Source organism: Afifella aestuarii, assembly GCF_004023665.1.
GTDB lineage: Bacteria > Pseudomonadota > Alphaproteobacteria > Rhizobiales > Afifellaceae > Afifella > Afifella aestuarii.
In genome coordinates, this window is record NZ_SAUF01000001.1 from 375,510 (window position 1) to 397,850 (window position 22,341).

16 protein-coding genes and 1 tRNA gene are annotated in these 22,341 nt (G+C 65.2%); 9 read left to right on the plus strand and 8 right to left on the minus strand.

What is annotated here, in order from left to right; all coding sequences use genetic code 11:
• Positions 1-35 precede the first annotated feature (35 nt).
• Entirely contained in the window at positions 36-1,094 is a 1,059-nt protein-coding gene (locus tag EO094_RS01700) for a threonine aldolase family protein (protein ID WP_128290622.1), read from the minus strand.
• A gap of 830 nt (positions 1,095-1,924) precedes the next feature.
• Here EO094_RS01700 and gltB point away from each other — a divergent pair.
• Together gltB and EO094_RS01710 are read left to right on the plus strand one after the other, a co-directional pair.
• The gene (gene gltB / locus EO094_RS01705) at positions 1,925-6,652 is read left to right on the plus strand and encodes a glutamate synthase large subunit (protein ID WP_128291756.1); all 4,728 of its coding nucleotides are present in this window, start codon (positions 1,925-1,927) and stop codon (positions 6,650-6,652) included.
• Positions 6,653-6,899: 247 nt separating this feature from the next.
• On the plus strand, positions 6,900-8,339 hold the full coding sequence (locus EO094_RS01710) for a glutamate synthase subunit beta (RefSeq protein WP_128290623.1): 1,440 nt from the start codon (positions 6,900-6,902) through the stop codon (positions 8,337-8,339).
• Between the two features lie 74 nt (positions 8,340-8,413).
• On the opposite strand, the gene EO094_RS01715 is transcribed toward EO094_RS01710, so the two are convergent.
• Entirely contained in the window at positions 8,414-9,853 is a 1,440-nt protein-coding gene (locus EO094_RS01715) for an SGNH/GDSL hydrolase family protein (RefSeq protein WP_128290624.1), read from the minus strand.
• A gap of 241 nt (positions 9,854-10,094) precedes the next feature.
• Positions 10,095-11,081 (minus strand): UDP-glucose 4-epimerase GalE, encoded by a 987-nt coding sequence (galE, locus tag EO094_RS01720; RefSeq protein WP_128290625.1) that lies wholly within the window; start codon positions 11,079-11,081, stop codon positions 10,095-10,097.
• A gap of 148 nt (positions 11,082-11,229) precedes the next feature.
• Here galE and galU point away from each other — a divergent pair, with 148 nt between their 5' ends.
• Together galU and EO094_RS01730 are read left to right on the plus strand one after the other, a co-directional pair.
• Positions 11,230-12,126 carry a UTP--glucose-1-phosphate uridylyltransferase GalU gene (gene galU, locus EO094_RS01725; RefSeq protein ID WP_128290626.1) on the plus strand — a complete coding sequence of 299 codons (897 nt, stop codon included), beginning with the start codon at positions 11,230-11,232 and terminating at the stop codon, positions 12,124-12,126.
• Between the two features lie 220 nt (positions 12,127-12,346).
• Positions 12,347-13,243, plus strand: coding sequence for a LysR family transcriptional regulator (locus EO094_RS01730; RefSeq protein WP_128290627.1), 897 nt, complete (start codon positions 12,347-12,349; stop codon positions 13,241-13,243).
• Here the strand turns inward: EO094_RS01730 and EO094_RS01735 are convergent.
• From EO094_RS01735 to EO094_RS01750, 4 genes are all read right to left on the minus strand, one after another.
• Entirely contained in the window at positions 13,225-13,740 is a 516-nt protein-coding gene (locus EO094_RS01735) for a phenolic acid decarboxylase (protein ID WP_128290628.1), read from the minus strand. The genes EO094_RS01730 and EO094_RS01735 overlap by 19 nt on opposite strands.
• A gap of 334 nt (positions 13,741-14,074) precedes the next feature.
• The gene (locus EO094_RS01740; protein ID WP_128290629.1) at positions 14,075-15,649 is read right to left on the minus strand and encodes an outer membrane beta-barrel protein; all 1,575 of its coding nucleotides are present in this window, start codon (positions 15,647-15,649) and stop codon (positions 14,075-14,077) included.
• Between the two features lie 85 nt (positions 15,650-15,734).
• Positions 15,735-16,199, minus strand: a complete 465-nt coding sequence (locus EO094_RS01745) for an NfeD family protein (RefSeq protein WP_128290630.1) — start codon at positions 16,197-16,199, stop codon at positions 15,735-15,737.
• Complete coding sequence (locus EO094_RS01750; protein ID WP_128290631.1) at positions 16,196-17,230, minus strand: SPFH domain-containing protein; 1,035 nt, start codon at positions 17,228-17,230, stop codon at positions 16,196-16,198. Before EO094_RS01750 ends, EO094_RS01745 begins: the two co-directional genes overlap by 4 nt.
• Before the next feature lie 337 nt (positions 17,231-17,567).
• On the opposite strand from EO094_RS01750, the gene EO094_RS01755 reads away from it, so the two are divergent.
• Positions 17,568-18,002, plus strand: a complete 435-nt coding sequence (locus EO094_RS01755; RefSeq protein WP_128290632.1) for an antitoxin Xre/MbcA/ParS toxin-binding domain-containing protein — start codon at positions 17,568-17,570, stop codon at positions 18,000-18,002.
• The gene (locus EO094_RS01760) at positions 18,002-18,463 is read left to right on the plus strand and encodes an RES family NAD+ phosphorylase (RefSeq protein ID WP_128290633.1); all 462 of its coding nucleotides are present in this window, start codon (positions 18,002-18,004) and stop codon (positions 18,461-18,463) included. The genes EO094_RS01755 and EO094_RS01760 overlap by 1 nt, the downstream gene beginning before the upstream one ends.
• 123 nt (positions 18,464-18,586) lie before the next feature.
• Here the strand turns inward: EO094_RS01760 and hemH are convergent, their stop codons facing one another.
• On the minus strand, positions 18,587-19,615 hold the full coding sequence (gene hemH, locus EO094_RS01765) for a ferrochelatase (protein ID WP_128291757.1): 1,029 nt from the start codon (positions 19,613-19,615) through the stop codon (positions 18,587-18,589).
• A 241-nt stretch (positions 19,616-19,856) separates the two neighbouring features.
• Here hemH and EO094_RS01770 point away from each other — a divergent pair, with 241 nt between their 5' ends.
• From EO094_RS01770 to EO094_RS01780, 3 genes are all read left to right on the plus strand, one after another.
• Positions 19,857-21,410, plus strand: coding sequence for a bifunctional metallophosphatase/5'-nucleotidase (locus EO094_RS01770; protein WP_128290634.1), 1,554 nt, complete (start codon positions 19,857-19,859; stop codon positions 21,408-21,410).
• A 108-nt stretch (positions 21,411-21,518) separates the two neighbouring features.
• Positions 21,519-21,594: transfer RNA gene (locus EO094_RS01775), tRNA-Ala, on the plus strand.
• Positions 21,595-21,718: 124 nt separating this feature from the next.
• The gene (locus EO094_RS01780; protein WP_128290635.1) at positions 21,719-22,324 is read left to right on the plus strand and encodes a hypothetical protein; all 606 of its coding nucleotides are present in this window, start codon (positions 21,719-21,721) and stop codon (positions 22,322-22,324) included.
• The last annotated feature ends 17 nt before the right edge of the window (positions 22,325-22,341 follow it).

The window sequence follows — 22,341 nt, forward strand, 5'->3', positions numbered from 1 at the left end:
GTGGAGCCTCTTCGGCGGCTGCCGAAGCTTCCAGCCTAAAGCTTGGCGCCGAGGAGTTCGACGAAACGGTCAACCTCGTCTTCGCTCGTTTGGAAATTGGTGATGAGGCGCACAAGGATTTCGTCTTCGCCTTTCTCCATCTTCAGACCGTGCGGGCGCGGCCATTCCAGGAAGACGGCCCCGGCCTTGCGCAGGAAGCTCGCCTGCTCGCGCCCCAGCAAGGCGAAACTCTCATTGGTCTCGCTCGGCCAGGCGAGGCGGGGCTTGTCGGAGCTTTCGATGCCGGCGCGCAGGCGCTCGGCCATGGCATTGGCGTGGGCGGCGAGCCGCAGCCACAGATCGTCGGCGAGATAGGCCTGAAACTGGGCGGCGATGAAGCGGGTCTTGGAGAAGAGGTGGCCGGCACGCTTTCTGAGATAGGGAAGCTCGGCCGCCATTTTCGGATCGAAGAAGACGAGGGCTTCGGCGGAGACGCAGCCGTTCTTGGTGCCGCCGAAGGAGAGGATGTCGACGCCCTGGCGCCAGGTGATGTCGGCCGGGTTTTCGCCGAGATTGACGAGCGCATTGGCAAAGCGCGCCCCGTCCATGTGAACGGGAAGGCCGCGCTCATGGGCGATGGCCGTCAGCGCCTCGACCTCCTGGCGCGTATAGATGGTGCCGACCTCGCTCGCCTGCGTCAGCGACAGCGCCATCGGCTGGCCGGCATGCACGAAATCCGGCGAAAAGCGCGACACGGCATCCTTGAACTCGCCCGGATCGATTTTTCCGAGCGGGCCGTCGAGCTGCATCAGGCGGGCGCCGCCCGTCTGGAATTCCACCGCGCCGCATTCGTCGACGACGATATGGCTTTCGCGGTGGCAGAAGACGGCGCCGCCGGGCTTGTTGACCGCGGCGAGCGCGAGCGCGTTCGACGAGGTGCCGGTGCCGACGAAGAAGACGGCCACTTCCCGCTCGAAAAGCGCGTTGAAGCGGTCTTCGACGGCGCGGTCGAGGGCGCTCACCCCATAGGCATCGGCATGGCCGGCCGCCTGATGGGCGATCGCTTCCACGATTTCCGGCGCTGCGCCGGACCAATTGTCGCTGGCAAACTGCATATTGGCGGCTTAGGGCCGGCGCGCGTCTGGCGCAAGGGGGTGCGGCAGCCTGCGACGCCGGGACGAGCGCTCGGGGGCAGCCGTTTCGAGGTTTTCGCGGCAGGAAACGAAGGCTTGGAGAGTTCTGTCGATCGCGAGCGGTTTTTCTCGATGTTTCTCGGCTGTCTCTTGGCTGTTTCGCGGCTGTTTCTCTGTTGCTTCGGGCGGCGTTGCCGGCGCCTTCCTCAAGGTGATGTGCGAAAGCCCGACCGCGGCCGCAGGCTCCCGCGCGGCCGGCCAAGTCTCCGCCTCGGCCTTTGACAGACGAGCCCGCGAGGAACGCGGCAGGAGAAGTCATTCAGGATCGGGGATTTTTGGCGAAGTCCCATCTCTCCTTTGACGAGGCGCGAAAGTCTGGCATAGACGGTTGGCGAAAGCTGCCCAGCCGCGGCCGTGAAGCTTCTCTCCGCGACGGCGAAGCTTGCCACGGATTTCACCCTGCGGCACCGGCGACGACGCAACAGTTCCGTTCGGCCTTTGAACGGCGCGGAGAGTCGACTTGTCGTCTCTTGCAAAATTTGAGATGGTGAATGAATAGGACAGGTCTTCTGTCCTAGTTGGTGGAGGGCGCCGGTCCCGAGATCGCCGACGACGAAGACGGGGCATTAAAGGGCCGAGCGAAGGGCATTCCGCTCAACCCGAATGTGCCCAACCAGTATAAGTGTGAGCTTAGGCGTTAAGCCGATTGCTCGAGCCGCATGTCCTGAACGAGGCGTGCGACCCGAACGGAAGAGGTGCCCCGAGACGAAGGGTTTCGGTGCGGGGCGAGATGGCGGAGGCAGGCCGTGACGATGGAACCTCACCTCAAGAGCGAGCGGATGCGCGCAGCGGCGCAGGCGTTTGAGCGCGCGGAGCGCGTGCGCGGAACGCGAAAAACGCCGGCTGCCGGCCAAGGTCTTCTCGATCCGCGCGGCGAGCGCGATGCCTGCGGCGTCGGCTTCATCGCCGATCTGAAGGCGCGGCCTTCGCACACGATCGTCGAGCACGGGCTCAAGATCCTCCACAATCTGACGCATCGCGGCGCTGTCGGCGCCGACCCCGAGGTCGGCGACGGGGCGGGCATGCTCATCCAGCTGCCGGACGCGTTCTTCCGCGGCGAGGCGGAGGCCCACGGCTTTTCGCTGCCGCCGCTCGGCCGCTATGCCGTCGGCGTCATCTTCATGCCGCAGGACGCGGAGCTGCGCCGGCATCTGGAAGGCGTCGTGGAACAGGTGGTGGCCGAGGAAGGCCAGACGGTGCTCGGCTGGCGCGACGTGCCGGTCGACAATTCCTGCCTGTCGAAGGCGCAGAAGATCCGCGCGGCGGAACCGGTGCACCGGCAGGTGTTCATCGGCGCGGCGGACGGGCTCGAGGGCGACGATTTCGAGCGCCGCCTCTACATTCTGCGCAAGGTCATCTCCAACCGCATCTTCCACGAGAGCGACGGTCGCGACAAAGGCTTCTACATCGTCTCGATGTCGAGCCGCACCGCGGTCTACAAGGGCATGTTCCTCGCCCATCAGCTCGGCGAATATTACAAGGATCTGTCGGATCCGCGCTTCGCCTCGGCGCTCGCCCTCGTGCATCAGCGCTTCTCGACGAACACGTTCCCGTCCTGGAAGCTTGCCCATCCCTACCGGATGGTCGCCCATAACGGCGAGATCAACACGCTCAGAGGCAACGTCAACTGGATGGCGGCCCGCCAGGCGTCGATCTCCTCGCCGCTTCTCGGCGACGACATCGATAAATTGTGGCCGATCTCCTATGAGGGTCAGTCGGACACGGCCTGTTTCGACAATGCGCTCGAATTCCTGACCATCGGCGGCTACGAACTCGCCCATGCGGCGATGATGCTGGTGCCGGAGGCCTGGGCCGGCAATCCGCTGATGGACGAGAAGCGGCGGGCTTTCTACCAGTACCATGCGGCGCTGATGGAGCCGTGGGACGGGCCGGCGGCGATCGCCTTCACCGACGGACGCCAGATCGGTGCCACCCTCGACCGCAACGGGCTGCGGCCGGCGCGCTATGTCGTGACCGACGACGGCTTCGTCATCATGGCGTCCGAAGCCGGCGTCCTGCCGGTCGACGAAAGCTCGATCGTGCGCAAATGGCGGCTGCAGCCGGGTCGGATGCTGCTCATCGATCTTCAGGAAGGCCGCATCATCGACGACGGCGAACTGAAGGCGCGGCTTTCGGAAGGCAATCCCTATCGCCAGTGGCTCGCCCGCACGCAGATCGTTCTGGAAGACATGCCGGAGGTCGCCTCGCGCGCGCCGACGACGGCTGCCTCGCTGCTCGATCGCCAGCAGGCGTTCGGCTATACGCAGGAAGACCTGAAGATCCTGATGGCGCCGATGGCGGTGACCGGTCAGGAGGCGATCGGATCGATGGGATCGGATACGCCGGTCTCCGTGCTCTCCGACAAGCCGAAGCTGCTCTACACCTATTTCAAGCAGAACTTCGCCCAGGTGACGAACCCGCCGATCGATCCGATCCGCGAGGAAATCGTCATGAGCCTCGTCTCCTTCATCGGGCCGCGGCCGAACCTCTTCGATCTCGAAGGCCTGTCGGAGAGGAAGCGGCTCGAAGTGCGTCAGCCGATCCTCACCAATGCCGATCTCGAAAAGATCCGCGGCATCGGTGACATCGCCGACAACCATTTCCAGACGAAGACGCTCGACATCACCTACAATGCGAGCCTCGGCGCCGATGGCATGGAAGACGCCCTCGACCGGCTGTGCCAGCGCGCCGAGCGGGCGGTGCTCGACGGCTACAACATCATCATCCTGTCGGACCGCCTGGTCGGCCCGCAGCGCATCGCCATGCCGGCGCTTCTGGCGACGGCGGCCGTGCACCATCACCTGATCCGCAAGGGGCTCCGCACCTCGGTCGGCCTCGTGGTGGAGACGGGCGAGGCGCGCGAAGTGCATCATTTCGCAGTGCTCGCCGGCTACGGCGCCGAGGCGATCAACCCCTATCTCGCCTTCGAGACTTTGGCGCAGATGCATGAGCGCGGCGACTTCCCAGACGTCGTCGATGCGCGCGAAGTGGTGGAACGCTTCATCAAATCCGTCGGCAAGGGGATTTTGAAGGTGATGTCCAAGATGGGCATCTCCACCTACCAATCCTATTGCGGGGCGCAGATCTTCGATGCTGTGGGCCTGTCTTCGGCCTTCGTCGACCGCTTCTTCTTCGGCACGGCGACGATGATCGAAGGCGTCGGTCTTGCAGAGATCGCCGAGGAGACGGCACGGCGTCACCGCCTTGCCTTCGGCGACGACCCGGTTCTGAGGCGCACGCTCGAAGTCGGCGGCGAATACGGCTTCCGCATGCGCGGCGAAGACCATGTGTGGACGCCGGATGCCGTGGCGCATCTGCAGCATGCGGTGCGCGGCGAAGGTTTCGACCGCTTCCGCACCTTCTCCGAGATGGTGAACGGCGAGGCGGCGAAGCGGCTGACGATCCGCTCGCTCTTCCGCATCCGCGAGGCGGAGTCTATGGATGTCGAGCCGGTGCCTCTGGAAGAGGTGGAGCCGGCGGCGGAGATCGTGAAGCGTTTCGCGACCGGCGCGATGAGCTTCGGCTCTATTTCGCGCGAGGCGCATACGACGCTTGCGGTCGCCATGAACCGGATCGGCGGCAAGTCGAACACCGGCGAGGGCGGCGAGGAGCCGGAGCGCTTCGTGCCGAAGCCGAACGGGGATTCGGAGCGTTCCGCGATCAAGCAGGTCGCCTCCGGCCGCTTCGGCGTGACGACGGAATATCTCGTCAATTCCGACATGATGCAGATCAAGGTGGCGCAGGGCGCAAAGCCCGGCGAAGGCGGCCAGCTGCCCGGCCACAAGGTCGATGCGGTGATCGCGAAAGTCCGCCATTCGACGCCGGGCGTCGGCCTCATTTCGCCGCCGCCGCATCACGACATCTATTCGATCGAGGATCTGGCGCAGCTCATTTTCGACCTGAAGAACGTCAATCCGGCGGCCGACGTGTCGGTGAAGCTCGTCGCGGAAGTGGGTGTCGGTACGGTTGCGGCCGGTGTCGCCAAGGCGCGCGCTGACCACATCACCATTTCCGGCTATGACGGCGGCACGGGCGCCTCGCCACTCACCTCCATCAAGCATGCGGGTCTGCCCTGGGAGATCGGCCTTGCCGAGACCCATCAGACGCTGGTGCATGAGGGCTTGCGTTCGCGCGTGGCGCTGCAGGTCGACGGAGGGCTGAGGACCGGACGCGACGTGATCGTGGGTGCGCTCTTGGGCGCCGACGAATTCGGCTTCTCGACCGCTCCTTTGATTGCGGCCGGCTGCATCATGATGCGCAAATGCCATCTCAACACCTGCCCGGTCGGCGTCGCCACCCAGGATCCGGTGTTGCGCAAGCGCTTCCGCGGTGCGCCGGAGCATGTGATCAACTACTTCTTCTTCGTGGCCGAAGAGGTGCGCGAGATCATGGCGGCGATGGGCGTGCGCAAGCTCGAAGAGCTCGTCGGACGTTCCGACCGGCTCGACACGATGCCGCTCATCAAGCACTGGAAGGCGAAGGGGCTCGATTTCTCCAAGCTCTTCCATCGCCAGGACGCGCCTGACGACGAGGTCCGCTGGACAAGGCGCCAGGAGCATCCGATCGAGACGGTGCTCGATCGCAAGCTGATCAAGGAAGCGGCGCCGGCTCTCGAACGCGGCGAACCGGTGCAGATCGATGTGAAGGTCGCCAATCTCGACCGTTCGGTCGGCGCCATGCTGTCGGGCGAGATCGCCAAGCGCTACGGCCATGAGGGCCTGCCCGACGACACGATCGTGGTGAAGATGAAGGGAACGGCCGGCCAGTCCTTCGGGGCGTTCCTGGCCCGCGGCGTGACCTTCGACCTCGAAGGCGACGCCAACGATTATGTCGGCAAGGGACTGTGCGGCGGGCGCATCGTGGTGCGGCCGGCGGAGGGTTTCCAGCTTCCGGCGGAGCAGGCGATCATCGTCGGCAACACGCTGCTTTACGGCGCCGTCGAGGGCGAGTGCTATTTCTCCGGCGTTGCCGGCGAGCGCTTCGCCGTCCGCAATTCCGGGGCGATCGCGGTCGTGGAAGGCTGCGGCGACCATGGCTGCGAGTACATGACGGGCGGCATCGTCGTCGTCATCGGCGAGACGGGCCGCAACTTTGCGGCCGGCATGTCGGGCGGCATCGCCTATGTGCTCGACGAGGACGGCTCGTTCGAACGGCGCTGCAACCTCGCCATGGTCGAGCTCGAACCAGTGCCGGAGGAAGAGGCGCTTCTGGAAGAGCTGCACCACCATGGCGGCGACATGGAATGGCACGGCCGCGTCAACGTCTCCTCCAACATGAACACGCATGACGAGGAGCGGCTTTTGACGCTCATCACCAACCATCACCATTACACGGGCTCCAAGCGTGCCAAGCACATCCTGGAGAACTGGGCGGACTTCCGGCCGAAATTCGTGAAGGTGATGCCGGTCGAATATCGTCGTGCCCTCGTCGAGATGGAAGAACGCCGCATGGGCGGCGGGCGACGCATCGCGGCGGAGTGAGGCAAAGGTCGGGGCCGGCGCCAGGCCGGCCCATCACGACAGGTGCGGAGCGCGCCACGAGAGACACGCGAGCAAGGGCGGCGCGAGTAGGGGCATGGGGCCGATCTGCGGGCATTTGCCCGCCAGGCGGAACTGGAAATCCAAAAAAGGCTGCGGCATGAAGTCTGACCGGATCGGGATCTCCGGCGGCGGGCTTTCGGCACGACGAGTGCGGGGCGGCAGCGGGAATGACGGGTGAAGCGTAGTTATGGCTAAAGTCACAGGCTTTCTGGAGATCGATCGGCAGGAACAGCGCTACCAGCCGGCTTCCGACCGCATCCGGCATTTCAAGGAATTCGTCCTGCCCTTGCCGGAGCCGGAGGTGCGCCGGCAGGCCTCGCGCTGCATGGATTGCGGCATTCCCTATTGCCACGGGCCGACGGGCTGCCCGGTGCACAACCAGATCCCCGACTGGAACGATCTCGTCTGGCAGGGCGATTGGGAGGAGGCCGCGCGCAACCTCCATTCCACCAACAATTTCCCCGAATGGACGGGCCGCATCTGTCCCGCGCCTTGCGAAGAGGCGTGCACGCTCAATATCGAAGACGTGCCGGTCACCATCAAGACGGTGGAGCAGGCGATCGCCGACAAGGCTTTCGAGCAGGGCTGGATCCGTCCGCAGCCGGCGGAGCGAAAGACCGGCAAGCGCATCGCCATCATCGGTTCGGGCCCGGCTGGCATGGCGGCGGCCCAGCAGCTCGCGCGCGTCGGCCACGACGTGCATGTCTATGAGCGCGAGCCGAAGGCCGGCGGGCTCTGCCGCTACGGCATCCCCGACTTCAAGATGGAAAAATACCATATCGACCGGCGTGTGACGCAGATGGAAGGCGAGGGCGTCATCTTCCATTACGGCGTCAATATCGGTGTGACGAAGCCGATGAAGGAGCTCGTCGATGAGCACGATGCCGTGTTGATTGCCACCGGTTCTGAGCGGCCGCGCGATCCGGGCATCGGCGGCATGGAATTGACCGGCGTGCATTACGCCATGCCCTATCTCATTCAGTCGAACCGGCGCGTGAACGGCGAGCCGGTGCCGGAGATCGATCATCCCGACGACATCTGGGCCGGACGCCGGCATGTCGTGGTGGTCGGCGGCGGCGATACGGCCTCGGACTGCGTCGGCACGGCGTTCCGCCAGGGCGCGATTTCCGTCACGCAGCTCGATATCCGCGCCTGCCCGCCGGAGAAGGAGAACAAGGCGCTGGTGTGGCCGTACTGGCCGACGAAGCTTCGCACCTCTTCCAGCCAGGCGGAGGGGGCGGAGCGCGAATTCCAGGCGGCGACGCTCGAATTCGTCGGCAAGAACGGCGTTCTGACCGGCGTGAAATGCGCTCGCGTCGATGAAAAGCGCCAGCCGCTCGAAGGCACGGAATTCATCCTGAAGGCCGATCTCGCCTTCATCGCCATCGGTTTTTCCGGACCGCTGGAAGACACCTTCGTCAAGGAATTCGGCGGCGCGCTGAAGCAGGACCGGCGCACCAACATTCTCGCCGACGAGAAGAGCTATCGCACCTCCGTCGACAAGGTGTTTGCGGCCGGCGATGTGCGGCGCGGCCAGTCGCTGGTGGTGTGGGCGATCCGCGAGGGCCGGCAGGCGGCGCGCTCGATCGACGAGTTTCTGATGGACGAGACCTCGCTGCCGCTGTGACGGCAGATCTAAGCGGCGATGTGACTTCAGATATAACGAAGGCCGGGGCCTCGGCGCGTTTCGACGCGTGAGGTCTATTCGGCGGGTGCCGCTGACGCTGCGCGTTCTGCCGGGTCCGGTTCTGGATTGTCGGCCTCAGCTTCGGGCGAGGTGGCGGCCGAAGCACTTTCATCGCTTTCGGCCGGCTTTTCGGATGACGTCTCGGCCGCCTTGTCGGCGGCTTTGACCGGCGGCGTGCGCCGCTCCGGCGGCCAGCGGTAATCGTCGATGCGACCGGCCGGCGGCGGCGTGCCGGCGATCATTTTGGCGAGCAGGGCTTCCGCCTCGGGCTCGACGTCTTCCTCTTCGACCTTTTGCGGCGCCGCTTCGGCGGGTGAGGAGCGCGGAACGGCAGCCGTTTCGTCCTCTGCTGCAGGCGCGTCCTCGTCGCTGCCTTCCTTGCCGGCGCCTGTCGGCTGCTCGGCTCTGATCCGGGGCGTATAGGTGGAGAGGCCGCCGGCGTTGCCCAAGATCAATTTGTCGATCGGGATCATGGCGCTGATCGCAGGCCGGGCTTCCTTCTCGGCCGCGGCTTCGCCCTCTTCGAGGGAGGCCAGGAACGGCGAGCCGGTCTTCAGGATTTCCTGCAAATCGCGCTCGATGAAGAAGGCGAGCTTGCGCTGGCCGGCGCGGGTGAAATTGAGCCCGTCGCCGACGCGCAGCTGCCGGTTCTGGCCGTTCATGTCCGGGCCGGAGGCGACGTATTTGCCTTCGTCGTCGGCAAAGCCGTTCCACACATCGACGAATTTGACTGGCGAATCTTCCAGGGTCTCGCGGTAGATGGAATTGAAGGCGCTGTAATCGCGCGACATGACGGAGGAGGCGACCGGCACGAGGCCCACCCAGATGCCGGGCTCGCCGCTTTCGGCGATGACATTGGCGAGTTTTGCGACACGGTCGCCATAGGCCTCGTTCCATTCGTCGCCGCGCACCGCGAGCTTGCCGATCTCCTGGCGGTCGTTGCCGCCGAGCATGACGACGACGGCATCCGGCTTGTGCTCCGCGATGAGCTCGGGAAGCCGCGCCGGCCAGTCGTAGAAATCGTCGCGCACCAGGCCCGAGGAGCCGTTGGCGGCCTGGATGATCATGACTTTCGGGTTTTCGGCGAAGGCTTCGTCGAGACCCTTGGCGATGCTGCGGGCGAAGAAATCGCCGACGACGAGGACGCGCTTTGCGTCTTCCGCCTTCTCCACGATGTCGACCTGCGGCTCCACGGGTGCGCGGGGCGTGCTGCGGCGCGTGGACCGGCGCGGGGTGGAGCGCTGCGGGGCGCGCTGGCGCGTCTGCGGCTCCTGGCGCTGCGGCTGGGCGTTGCGCCGCGGGCCGAACAGGAAGCGGAAGAGGGACGGCTGGCGGTCGTTCTGGGCGACGACGATCGTCTCGGCCGCTGCGGCACGCGAAGTGACATCCATCTCCGCGCCGAGAAAGGCGAGAGCGGCGAGCGCCACCATGAAGCCTGCAAAGAAACTGCGCATCTCACGCTCCCGCGCCTGGCCGGTTCGTCCGGTCGATCACCGGGATCGACGGTGGCGGCGCCTTTCGGCTCCGCGCCGAGGGTTCATCGTGTCGCAGCACATGACGCGAACCGGCGCGGCATTCAAGCCGCTCGTTTGAGGGCCCATGTTAGCGTGGCTTCCGGCGCGGCAAAAGCCGCCGTGGCACGCCGGGGCGAGAAACCGCCATGACACCCGGCCGTAAGAAAGGCGGCGATCCGCCTCAGGCGGCGCGCATGGCGGCGCGGGCCTCCCAGGCGAGCGCGTGTTCCAGGATCGTTTCGAGATTGGAGAAGCGCGGCTGCCAGGCGAGCGCCTTCAGGATGCGGTGCGGATCGGCGACGAGGCTGACGATATCGTCGGCCCGGCGGGCGCGGGCGCGCACATCGAGCACTTTGCCGGCGATCCTTTGCACCGCGTCGATCACTTCAAGCACGCTGTGGCCCTGGCCATAACCGCAATTGACGGTGAGGCTGTCGCCGCCGGCTCGGAGATAAGCGAGGGCGGCCAGATGCGCATCGGCGGCGTCGGCGACATGCACGTAATCGCGAATGCCGGTGCCGTCGGGCGTGTCGTAATCGGTGCCGAAGACGGGCACGTATTCGCGCCGGCCGAGGGCCGCTTCGAGCACGATCTTGACGAGATCGGTGGCGCCGACGATCGCATGGCCGACGCGGCCCGACGGATCGGCGCCGGCGATATGGCCGGTGCGCAGGCTGACGCTCTTGAGGCCGTAGGAGGCGCCGGCCTCAGCGAGCATGCGCTCCGCCGAGGCCTTGAAGACGGCGTAGGACGTCAGCGGCTCGAGCGGCGCGGTCTCGGGGACCGGATTTTCGGCAGGGTGGCCGTAGACGGCGGTCGACGAGGACAGGACGATGTGGTCGACGCCGTTCGCGACCGCGGCGGCGATCAATTCGCGCGTCTTGATCGAGTGGTTCAGATAATAGCCGAGCGGGTCGGCGACGGAATCGACGACGACGAGGGCGCCTGCGAGATGCAGGACGGCATCGACGCGGCGGGTGCGCATGATGTGGTTGAGGAGAAGCCGGTCGCCGACATCGCCGATGACGAGTTCGGCGCCGCGCGGCACGGCCCATTCATAGCCTGTGGAAAGGTTGTCGAGGACGACGACGTTCTCGCCCTCGTCGCGAAGCGCGAGCACGAGCTGGCTGCCCAGATAACCGGCGCCCCCCGTTACCAGAACGCTCATGCGCGCCCGTCCCCTTTCTTCTGGCCTTCACTTTTTGCGGGCGTCGCCTAGGTTTTGAGCCTGCGTGCGCCACCCCGACCCGCCTGGACTCGTGCGGGACGCTTATTCTAAACGGGTGTCGCGCTTGTCCGTACCCCAAGAGGTTCCCGTGGTTAACCGGATCAGAAAAGCCGTCCTGCCTGTCGCAGGCCTCGGCACACGATTTCTTCCCGCTACCAAAGCCGTGCCGAAGGAGATGCTGACGATCGTCGACCGGCCCGTGCTGCAATATGTGGTCGACGAGGCGAAGGCCGCCGGCATCGAGCATTTCGTCTTCGTCACCGGGCGCGGCAAGGGCGTCATCGAAGACCATTTCGATATCCAGCCGGAGCTCGAAGACACGCTGAAGGCGCGCGGCAAGACCGCCGAGCTCGACGTGTTGAAGGCCGAATTGCCGCCCGCCGGCGGCACGAGCTTTACCCGCCAGCAGGCGCCGCTCGGTCTCGGGCATGCGATCTGGTGCGCGCGCGAGATCGTCGGCGACGAGCCGTTTGCCGTGCTTCTGCCCGACATGCTGATGCGCTCCGAGCCCGGTTGTCTGGCGCAGATGATGACCGCCTACGAAAAGCACGGCGGCAACGTCATCGCGCTCGAAGAGACGGTGCCGGAGCAGGTGCACAAATACGGCATCGTGGCGCTCGGCGAGGACGACGATGTCGGCGTCGAAATCACAGGCATGGTGGAGAAGCCGAAGAAGGAAGAGGCGCCTTCGACCTTCTATATTTCCGGCCGCTACATCCTGCAGCCGGAGATCTTCAAGCTTCTGGAGACGACGAAGCCCGGCGCCGGCGGCGAGATCCAGCTGACCGACGGTATGAAGGCTCTCTCTGAGAAGCAGCGTTTCACCGGCGTGCGCTTCCGCGGCGTGACCTTCGATTGCGGCGCGAAATCCGGCTTCCTTGCCGCCAATGTCGCCTATGCGCTCGACCGCGAGGATATCGCGGACGATTTCAAGGCGGAGCTGAAGAAGCTCGGCAAGGATTGGCTGAAGGGCCTCGTCGGCTAGTTTGGCCGATCACGTCGGCGCCGTCCTATGGCGCCGACGTATAAGGGGGCTCCCTCCAAGGGATGCGGAAAGGTCGGAGGCGATGGCGTCTCCGATCCGACCTCGCGCCCGTCGCGCCACGCTTCATCAGCGCGGGATCAGCGCGAGGGACCTCTCGCCCCGGGAGAGGACGGGGGCTTCAAGCCGGGGATCAACGAGGGGCGGGGACCGGACGGGCGCGATGCGGATTCCCAGAACCACGATGGAGCAATGGGCCGTCCTGCAGGCCGTCGTCGAGAGCGGCGGCTTCGCCCAGGCCGCGGAACGGCTCAACCGCAGCCAGTCCTCGGTCAGCTATGCCATCAGCCGCCTGCAGGAGCGCCTCGGCGTCGCGCTCTTTGAGATCGAAGGCCGCAGGGCCCGGCTGACACCGGCCGGGCGAAGCCTGTTGGCGGAGGCCAATCCGCTCATCGACGATCTCAGCCGGCTGGAGGATCGCGCCCGGTCGCTCGGCACCGAGGAGAGCCAGGTGCGGCTTCGCGTGGACAGCATCTTTCCCCGTCAGAGGTTGTTCGGCGCGCTGCAGGTGTTTGCCGAGCGCCATCCGCATGTGGAGGTGGCGCTGCGCGAGAGTGTGCGCGTGCCCGAGCCGGATCGGGCCTCCGACGATTTCGATCTCGCAATTTCGCTCTGGCAGCCGGGACGAGCCGATCAGCATCCGCTCATCGACATCCCGATGCTGGCCGTGGCCGATCCCGGGCATCCGCTGGTGCAAAGGTCGGGCGGCGCCATCACGCCGGCGACGCTGGCGCGCCATCTGCGTGTGGCGATCAGCGGCGACGGGGCGGTGATGGCGAGCGAGGGGCTGTCGCCCTCCGATGGCCGCACCTGGGACGTGAACAGCCTGGAAGCCGGCGTGGAGGCAGTTCTCAGCGGTTTGTGCTGGGGCTGGCTGCCCGAACATCTCGTTGCCGCGCATCTGGCGGCGCGGCGCCTGGTGGAGCTCGATCTCGTCAGCGGCAGCCGGAGGGTCATCCCGCTCGCGCTGAGCTGGGCCGACGAGACGCGGGCCGGCAAGGCGGCCCGGGCGCTGGGCCGCCTGTTGCTCGACGGGCAGGATCAGGTCCGGCTGGCATAGCCTTCGGGCAATTCCTCAGGCGCCACCGCGACGACGGTTTCGTCGTCGACCGCGCAGGTCTCCAGGAACGTCACTTTGGCGAATTCGTCGATGACGAGCTTCGGATAGGTCGGGCCGGCATCGCGGAAGGCGCGCATCTCGTCGAGATGCTCGTTCTGGAAGCACACCGTCTTCTTCGGATCCTGGGCGATCCATTGGGGGAAGAAGATGACGCCGTGGAGCTGGCGCTCGGCGAAATTCACCGAGACGCTGACGGAGGTACCGGTCGGCTCGTCCCAGGACACCTTGAGCACGTCGTCGGAGAGGCGGGCCAGATGCACCTTCTGATCGCGCACCCAGCGACCGCCGACCATGCCGCTGTGGATGCGGTAGTCGATGGTGTCGGCGTTCTTGATGTACATCTCGTACTGCCAGCCATTGTCATAGGTGTAGATGAAATGGCGGCCGAGGAACGGCTTCAGTTCCTCGGGTCTGGTGGAGGAGTAATCTTCGCTCATCGCTGAAATCCCGTTGCTGTTACGGGAGGGAGGTAGGTCCGTGAAATCCGAATAAAAAGTTCGAAATTCGCGGCGATATGATCGGAAAATCCGATGGGTCGGGTTTTGTTTGGACGTTCGGGGATAAGAGCTCTGGCGCCGGGGCATGAAGGGGTGGTGAGTTTCAAGGTCAGAGCCGCTGACCGCCCGGCAAACGGAGACACCCCTCCCCTGGCCCCTCCCCGCAAGGGGGAGGGGAAGAGGCCGTGCCATAGGCTTCTTCCGTCAATCCTTGGATTCTGACGCTAAATTCTGGCCCAGGAGTCGGGTGCGAGATTCCGGGGCGCCTTGGACCCTAGCGCTTCAGACGGAGGCGGACGGAGACGGTGTTGGTTTCGACCGTCTCGCCCGGATCGAGGATCCTGCGCTCGTAGGTGTAGCGGCCGATGAGGGCGGCGTAGCGGTTGAGGTCGTAGACGAGGCCGCCGAAAGCGGTCCAGGTCGTCTCCGTGAGATCGACGCCGTGGTAATCGCGGTAATCGAGGCCGAGGCCTGCCTCTGCGAAGAGATTGTGGCGCATGCGCCGCTCAAGCGTCAGATCGGCGGAATGGATGACGGAGCCCGAGGCGCCCTCGATCGTCGTTCCCTCCGTCGTCGTGGCGAGGTCGAGGCGGACATTGGTGAGGCGGCGCGGCGACCACAAGAGCGCGGCCGTCGCGAGCGGCGCGTTGAGATCCTCAAAACGCGGATCGTCGTAGTTTTCGTGGCGATAGCCGACGCCGATCTCGCCGGCGAGTTTCGGCGACAGATTGACGATGACGCCGCCGGTCAGTTCGCCCCAGCGGCTGTCGCGGCGATAGCCGGCGGCATCCGTTCTCTCGTCATAGCGGGTGGTGCCGAGACGCGCCTCCACGAAAGGCTCGAGCGCTGGCGAGATGAGATAGCTCGCGCGTCCGGTCAGCGCATAATCGTTGTTGTTGCGGTCTTCCTGGCTGATCGTGGCGCCGGAGGCCGTGGTGACGTCTTCGTAGGTTTCGCGCTCGAAGGAGCCGCGCAACGACATGCCGAGACGGTTGAAGCGCTGGGTGACGCCGAGAGCGGCGTTGTAATTCTGTTCGGCCGGACGTTCGACGGCGGCTGACGGCGTGTCGGGATCGGTGAAGGATTCCAGCGTGTAGAGATAGCCCGCCTCGACATTCATTTCCGTGTCGGAGCTGATGTCGTAGCGGCCGGTGAATTTCGCCTCTGCCTCACGGTCGTCGTTGGCATGGTCGTCGTAGAAGCTTGCCGTGCCGCGGAGGTCGAGTTCGACGGCGTGACGGTCCCAGTCGGATTGCAGATTGAGGGTGGGGGCGACGAGGCCGCCCGCCTCCCAGGATTGCTGTTCGTCGCCGTCCGGATTGTCGGAGGCGATGGCGCCCAGATCGAGCGTCGGGCGCAGGACGAAGGTGCCGACGCGCACACCGACCTGCGCATAGGGATCTTCCGCCTCTTCCTCCTCCACGACGCGGCGGATGAGACGGCGGCCGTCGAGCTGCGGTTTTGGCGTGGCGCGGCGCTGGCGCGGTTCCGGCTGAGGCGGGGACGGGGGCCCGGCAAGCGGAGGGCCTATCGGTTCGTCCGGCCTCGGCCCGAATGGGGGCGGGCCGATGGGCGCGTCGGGCGTGGGATAGGGCTGTCCGGGCGGCGGAGGCGGTGGCTCGGCTGACGCACTTTGCCCGGCCTCGTCGCCCGCGTCGCCGCTGTTCGCTTCGCCGCTATCCTGAAACAGCGTGTCCTCGTCGGCCGCATCGCTGCCGCGCAAGGTGAAGTCGGTGGGGCCTGAGGTTTCTTGGGCGCGCGCGGAGTTCGCCTGCACGACGAGAAGTGCGGGACCAAGGACGCCGATCAGTGCGGCGGAAGCAATGATGGCCGGCAGGCGCACGCGCATAGGCTTTCCGGTCCCGCGACGCGCGGGACATGCCTGCCAAGCGGTAAACGCTTATAGTTAACGCAAGGTTTGCGGAGGTTCCGGCCTAATCGTGGCTGAGCGGGGCTTCGGGTTCGACCAGCAAAAGCGCGCCATCGGCGCCGACGATGCGGATGCGCGCGCCCGCCGGCGTATCGGGGCCGCTTACCCGCCAGACGCTGTCGTCGATGCGGATGCGGCCGGAGCCTTCCGCGATCGGTTCGGTGAGCGTGAAGGTGCGGCCGTGGAGACGGGCGGTGCGCAGGTTGAGATATGGATCGCTCGACGGCGCGTCGCGATAGCCGAAGAAACGGCGGCCGGCGAGAGCGGCGACCACCGACAGAACGGCAAAGCCCAGGATCTGCATCTGCCACGGCCAGGAGATGGTGACCGCGCTCACCCCGATGAGGAGCGCGGCGACGCCGAACCACAGGAAGAAGAAGCCGGGGGCGAGAACCTCCACGCCGAGAAGGACGAGCCCGAGGATCCACCAGGTCCAGCCGCCGAGGCTTTCGATCGCGGCTTGGATCATGAGATGTCACCGGACGGCTCCGGCCGCTGGCCGGTGAAGGGCACGCTGCCACTGCTGCTGCTGGGGCTGCTGCTGGTGCTGCTGGCGCGGCCGCCCCGCACGGGATGCTCGTCCTTGTCGGCAAAGGCTTCGCGGGCGATTTCGGTGATGCCGCCGAGCGCCCCGATGACGGCGGAGGCTTCCATCGGCATCAAGAACGTCTTCTGGTTGGGCGAGGTGGCGAAGGCCTTGAGCGCGCCGACATATTCCTGCGCGACGAAATAGTTGATCGCCTGCACGTCGCCCTTGGAGATGGCTTCCGAGACATAGGCGGTCGCTTTCGCCTCGGCTTCGGCCTCGCGCTCGCGCGCTTCGGAATCGCGGAAGGCGGCCTCGCGCCGGCCCTCGGCCTGGAGAATGAGCGACTGCTTTTCACCTTCCGCCTTCAGAATGGCGGCCTCGCGCAGCCCCTGTGCCGTCAGGATCGAGGCGCGCTTTTCACGCTCCGCCATCATCTGGCGGTTCATGGAATCGATGAGATTGCGCGGCGGATCGATGTCCTTGATCTCGATGCGGGTGATTTTCACGCCCCAGGGGCCGGCGGCCGCATCGACCACTTTCAGAAGTTTGTCGTTGATCTCGTCGCGCATGGAGAGGAGCTGATCGAGATCCATCGAACCCATGACGGAGCGGATGTTGGTCATCGTCAGATTGACGATGGCGTTTTCCAGGAAATTCACCTCATAGGCGGCGCGCGGCGCATCCATGACCTGGAAGAAGGTGATGCCGTTCACCGTCACCGTGGCGTTGTCGCGGGTGATGACCTCCTGGCTCGGCACGTCGAGCACCGTCTCCATCATGTTCATCTTGGCACCGACGCGGTCGATGAAAGGCACGATGACGTTGAGGCCGGGCGACAGCGTCTTGGTGTAACGGCCGAAGCGCTCGATCGTGTAATTGTGGCCCTGCGGCACCGTCTTGACGCTCGCGAAGAGGACGAGCGCGATCAAGACGACCAGGACGATGACGACGATATCGAATCCACCGAGCATGGGTGTTACTTCTCCTTGGGCCTGCTGCGAGGCCGTCTTCCTCTACATGGGAATGGCGTGCCTGCAGCGCCAATCTTCGTGGGCGATCTTGCCGGCCAAGGGCGGTAGCAGATTTCCGTTAATCGAACACGTCGGGGATGATCACATCGCCGAGATGCGGCCGAACAGGCAAGGTCGCGCTCTTCTGGTGCGCTCTTCTATGGGGGTGGGCAAGAAGATGGCTGCGATCGTCTCGGAGGTTGCGGCTGGGGCGCTGTGGCTCAGCCGATCGCGGACTTGAGTTCGGCAATATGCCGGCATATATACGGCACATTGCCGTTCGTGAAAGAGGTGGCGCATGTCGATCGTCGTGGAGGAAGTCGCGCGCAAGCTTGGCGGCTCGTCGGTCCTCGGCAGTGCCGTGCGCACGCAGGCGGAATTGGCGGTGGCGGTGCGAAACCGGCTCCCCTTGGCGGCCTTGAAGGGCCTGGCAGAGGCGGGCTTGAGCGAGCAGGAAATCGAAAAATTCGTTCTTCCGCAGCGCACGCGGCGCCATCGCAGCGAGAAGCGGCAGCCTTTGACCGTGGAGGAATCCGACCGCGCCGTGCGGCTTCTCCGCATTCAGACCGTCGCCGAAGACACGTTTGGGGACAAGGAAAAGGCCAATTTTTGGCTCCGGCGTCCCCTGGCCGAGCTCCATGGCGACATGCCGCTCCTCGTCGCGCAGACGGAGGCCGGCGCGCGGGTGATCGAAACGATCCTTGGCAAGATCGCATGGGGTGCGGCCGCGTAATGCTGCTGTGGCGCCTGTCGGGCGAACGGTACGCACAAACCTTCGACGGCGGATACGGTCTCTTCTTCGACGGTCGCTGGAACACCATCGGGCATGCGGTGACCTATTGCGCCACCTCTCCGTCGCTCTGCGTCCTGGAAAAGCTCGTCCATGTCGAAGATCCGGCGCTCCTGCCGAACCTGGTGATGGTTCGCTACGAGGCGCCCGATGACATGGCGGCGGAGACGGTGGAGCTCACCGAGATGCCGCCCGACTGGCGCCGGCAGGAGAGCTGGACGCAGCAACGCGGCAATGCCTGGCTCCGCTCTGCGTCGGCTCCGCTCCTGAAAGTGCCCTCAGCGATCGTGCCGATCGAAGGCTCGCCGGACGTGAACGTTCTCGTCAATCATCGGCATCCCGGGGCCTCGCAGATCAGGGTGATCGGCTTTGAGCCGTTTGTGCTCGACGTGCGGCTGTTCTGAAGCTGCGATGGTCGCTGCGTCAGAGTGGCCGCGCTTGCGCAAACGCCGCTTGTTCGCGCGTCCCCGAACGCGTGACGTGATCGTGCTGCCCACTCTCTGGCCGCCCGAGCGGTGCGGGGCTTTCTAAAGCCAGCCCTGCAATTCGCGCATCACGACGGTCTTGATGACGTGCATGCCGTGCTTGGAATCGTTGAGGCAGGGGATGTGGCTGAAGTTTTCGCCGCCATGCTCCTCGAACGTCTCGCCGACGCCGATGGCGATCTCTTCGAGCGTCTCCAGGCAGTCGGAGACGAAGCCCGGATTCATGATGGCGAGCGATTTCACGCCTTCGCTCGCAAGCCTGGCCGTCGTCTCGTCGGTGTAGGGCTGGAGCCATTCCTCCGGCCCGAAGCGCGACTGGAAGGTGGTGAGAAGCCGGTCTTTCGGCCAGCCGAGGCGTTCCGCCAGGAGCCGCGTCGTCTTGTGGCAATGGCAGTGATAGGGATCGCCCTTCTCGAAATAGGATTTCGGCAGGCCGTGATAGGAGGTGATGACGACCTCCGGCGTGAAGTCGAGCCCGGCGATGTGCTCTTCGACCGACTGGGCGAGCGCGTCGATATAGGCCGGCTCATCGTGCCAGGGCGGCGCCGTGCGGATCGCCGGCTGCCAGCGCATCTCCTTCAAGGCATCGAAGGTCTTGTCGTTCACCGTCGCCGTCGTGGTGGCGCTGTATTGCGGATAGAGCGGAACGATCAGGACCTTCTCGCAGCCCTTTTCCTGCAGCCCGGTCAGCTTTTCGGCGATTGAAGGATTGCCGTAGCGCATCGCCCAATCGACCTCGACGCGGTCTTCGGCGGCGAAATCGGCGGCGAGCTTTTCGCCCTGGCTGCGGGTGAAGGTGCGCAGGGGCGATTCATTGCGCTCCTTATTCCAGATCGTGGCATAGGCCTCGCCGCTCTTTTGCGGGCGGGTCGACAGAACCATGCCGTTGAGGATCGGCCACCACAAAAGACGCGGCGTTTCGATGACGCGGCGGTCCGACAGGAATTCCTTCAGATAGCGACGCATCGGCCAGTAATCTGTGCCGTCGGGCGTGCCGAGATTGACGAGCAGGACACCGATGCGCCCGGCGCGCACGGGCGGATGATCCGACGGAAGGACCATCTCCTTCATGTCGTTGCGTCTGGAATCGGAAAAACTGGAAAAAACGGGCCGGTCCAGCACTACGGCTTCCCTCGTTCTGGCATCAGGGCCAAGATAAGATTCTACGGCGCACCTTCCACCTGTCTGCGCATGGCGTCACCGAGTTGTGCAAGATAGGTCGTAGCACAGGCGGAGCCAATGGAGCAGCGGGTCGAAGCACGCATAATCCTGAAATTCTGTATAATGATTGTCCGAACAGGGGAATGAAGCCATGGCTTCAACGCTGCGATGGTTTGCCGCGTTCGTCATTGCCGTCTCGCTTGTGCCCTCTTTTGCGGCGGCCGAGGACGTCTCCGTCACCTTTCTTCTCGTCAACGATGCCGACCAGATGGCAGGCTCGGATGATGTGCGCGGCGGCTATGCCCGCATCGGCGCCGTGGTGGCGCGCGAACGTGCCGAGCGCGATCACGTCATCTTCGCGCATGCGGGGGACGCGATTTCGCCGTCGCTGATGGCGGGTTTCGACGAGGGGGCGCATATCATCACGCTCCTCAACATCATCAAGCCGGACGTCTTCGTGCCGGGAAACCACGAATACGATTTCGGCCCCGAGGTCTTTGCCAGGCGCATGGGTGAGGCGGAGTTTCCCGTGCTCGCCGCCAATCTGCGCGATGAGGACGGCAAGAGGATCGGTGCGATCGCCGATACGCGCATGATCGAGGCGGAGGGCATCAAAATCGGCATCGTCGGCCTCACAGCGGAGGATTCCTATCAAAAGTCGAGCCCTGGCTCGCTGAAGATCGCGCCGGCGCTTGCGACCGGCGAGGACGCGGCCGAGGCTTTGCGTGCCAAGGGTGCCGATTTCGTCGTCGCCGTCGCCCATGCCGGCCATGAGGTCGACCGGGCGCTTTTCCAAAGCCGTGCCTTCGATCTCATCCTCTCCGGCGACGATCACGATCTGATGATCTTCTTCGACGGCAAGACGGCGATGGCGGAATCGAAGGAGCAGGGCGAGTACGTCACTGCCGTCGATGTGCGCATGGGGATCGAGGAGAAGGACGGCACACGCAGGCTTTCGTGGTGGCCGGAATTTCGCCCGATCGATACGGCGGGCGTCATCGGCGACAGCGCTGTGCAGGCAAAGATCGACGAGTTTCAGGCCGATCTTTCCAAGGAGCTCGATGTCGCCGTCGGCACGACGAAGACGGCGCTCGACAGCCGCCGCGCCACCGTGCGCACCGGAGAGGCGGCGATCGGCAATCTCGTCGCCGATGCGATGCGGGCCGGCACTGCGGCCGATGTCGCGATCACCAATGGCGGCGGCATTCGCGGCAACCGAACCTATGAGCCGGGAGCCACGATCACACGGCGCGATATCCTGACGGAGCTGCCTTTCGGCAATGTCACGGTGAAGCTCGAGATCTCCGGCGCGGCGATCCTGGAAGCACTCGAGCACGGATTTGGCGATGTGGAGAATGCCAGCGGCCGTTTCCCGCAGATTTCCGGCATGCGCGTGACGGCCGATCTCAAAAAGCCCGCGGGGGAACGCGTCGAGGCCGTGGAGATCGACGGCAAGCCGCTCGATCCGGGCGCGGTCTATACGCTCGCCACCAACGATTTCATGGCGGATGGCGGCGACGGCTATGTGGCGCTGACGAAGGGGCACGCCCTCATCAACGGGCGCGACGGCCGGCTGATCGCCAACGACGTCATGGCCTTCGTGCGTTCCGCCCATGAGGTGGCGCCGGAGCCGGAGGGGCGGATCACGTTTCTGGACGATGAAGCGGCCCTGGAAGACGATGCGGGGCGTGCCGCCAAAGATTAGGGCGCCGATTAGCGCGTGCCGAACGGACCGACATGCGGAAGTCCGCTTGACACCCTCCGGGGGCACACCCTAAATGCGCGTCGCTTGCGACCGTTTTCGGTTCGCGGCGGGGCCGTAGCTCAGATGGGAGAGCGCTGCAATCGCACTGCAGAGGTCAGGGGTTCGATTCCCCTCGGCTCCACCAATTTCCTTCCCATGTTTTCGTCGTTTTTCGCTTCCTGGCGCAGGTCTTTCGCGAGGCCTTTTGCGTGCCGTTTCACGCAGTTGGCGCCGGCCATGAGGGCGGGGTGAGGAGGAAGCCCGCGAGCATGCGGGCGCTTGAAGAGCTCGGGCGGGTGCGGCTGTCGGCGAATTTCTTCCTGCGCGATTTTCTCTATTCGGAAATCTCAGGCTTTTACGGACGGCCGAACGTGCCCGACGATCCCGATCTGATGATCGCGGCGGGGCGGCGGCTTTGCGAGGAGCTTCTGGAACCGATCGAGGCGACGTTCGGGCGGATCGCCATCCGCTCGGCCTATCGGGCGCCGGAGCTCAACGCTTTCGGCAACGACAACAAGCTCAATTGCGCGCGCAACGAGACGAGTTATGCCGGGCATATCTGGGATCGGCGCGGGCCTGAGGGCGAGATGGGGGCGACGGCCTGCATCGTCATCCCGTGGTTTGCCGACCTTTATGCCGACGGGGCCGACTGGCGCGCCATGGCGTGGTGGGTGCACGACCATCTGCCCTATTCGGCGATGGAGTTCTTTCCCAAACTCGCGGCTTTTAACCTGACCTGGTCGGAGCGCCCGGCGCGCACGATCTCAAGCTACATTCCCCCGAGGGGCTATCTGACGCGGCCCGGCATGGACAATCACGAAGGCCGTCATGGGGAATGGTACGAGGGGTTTCCGCCGCTGAAGATGCCGGGATAAAGCCTGCTTCCGGCAGA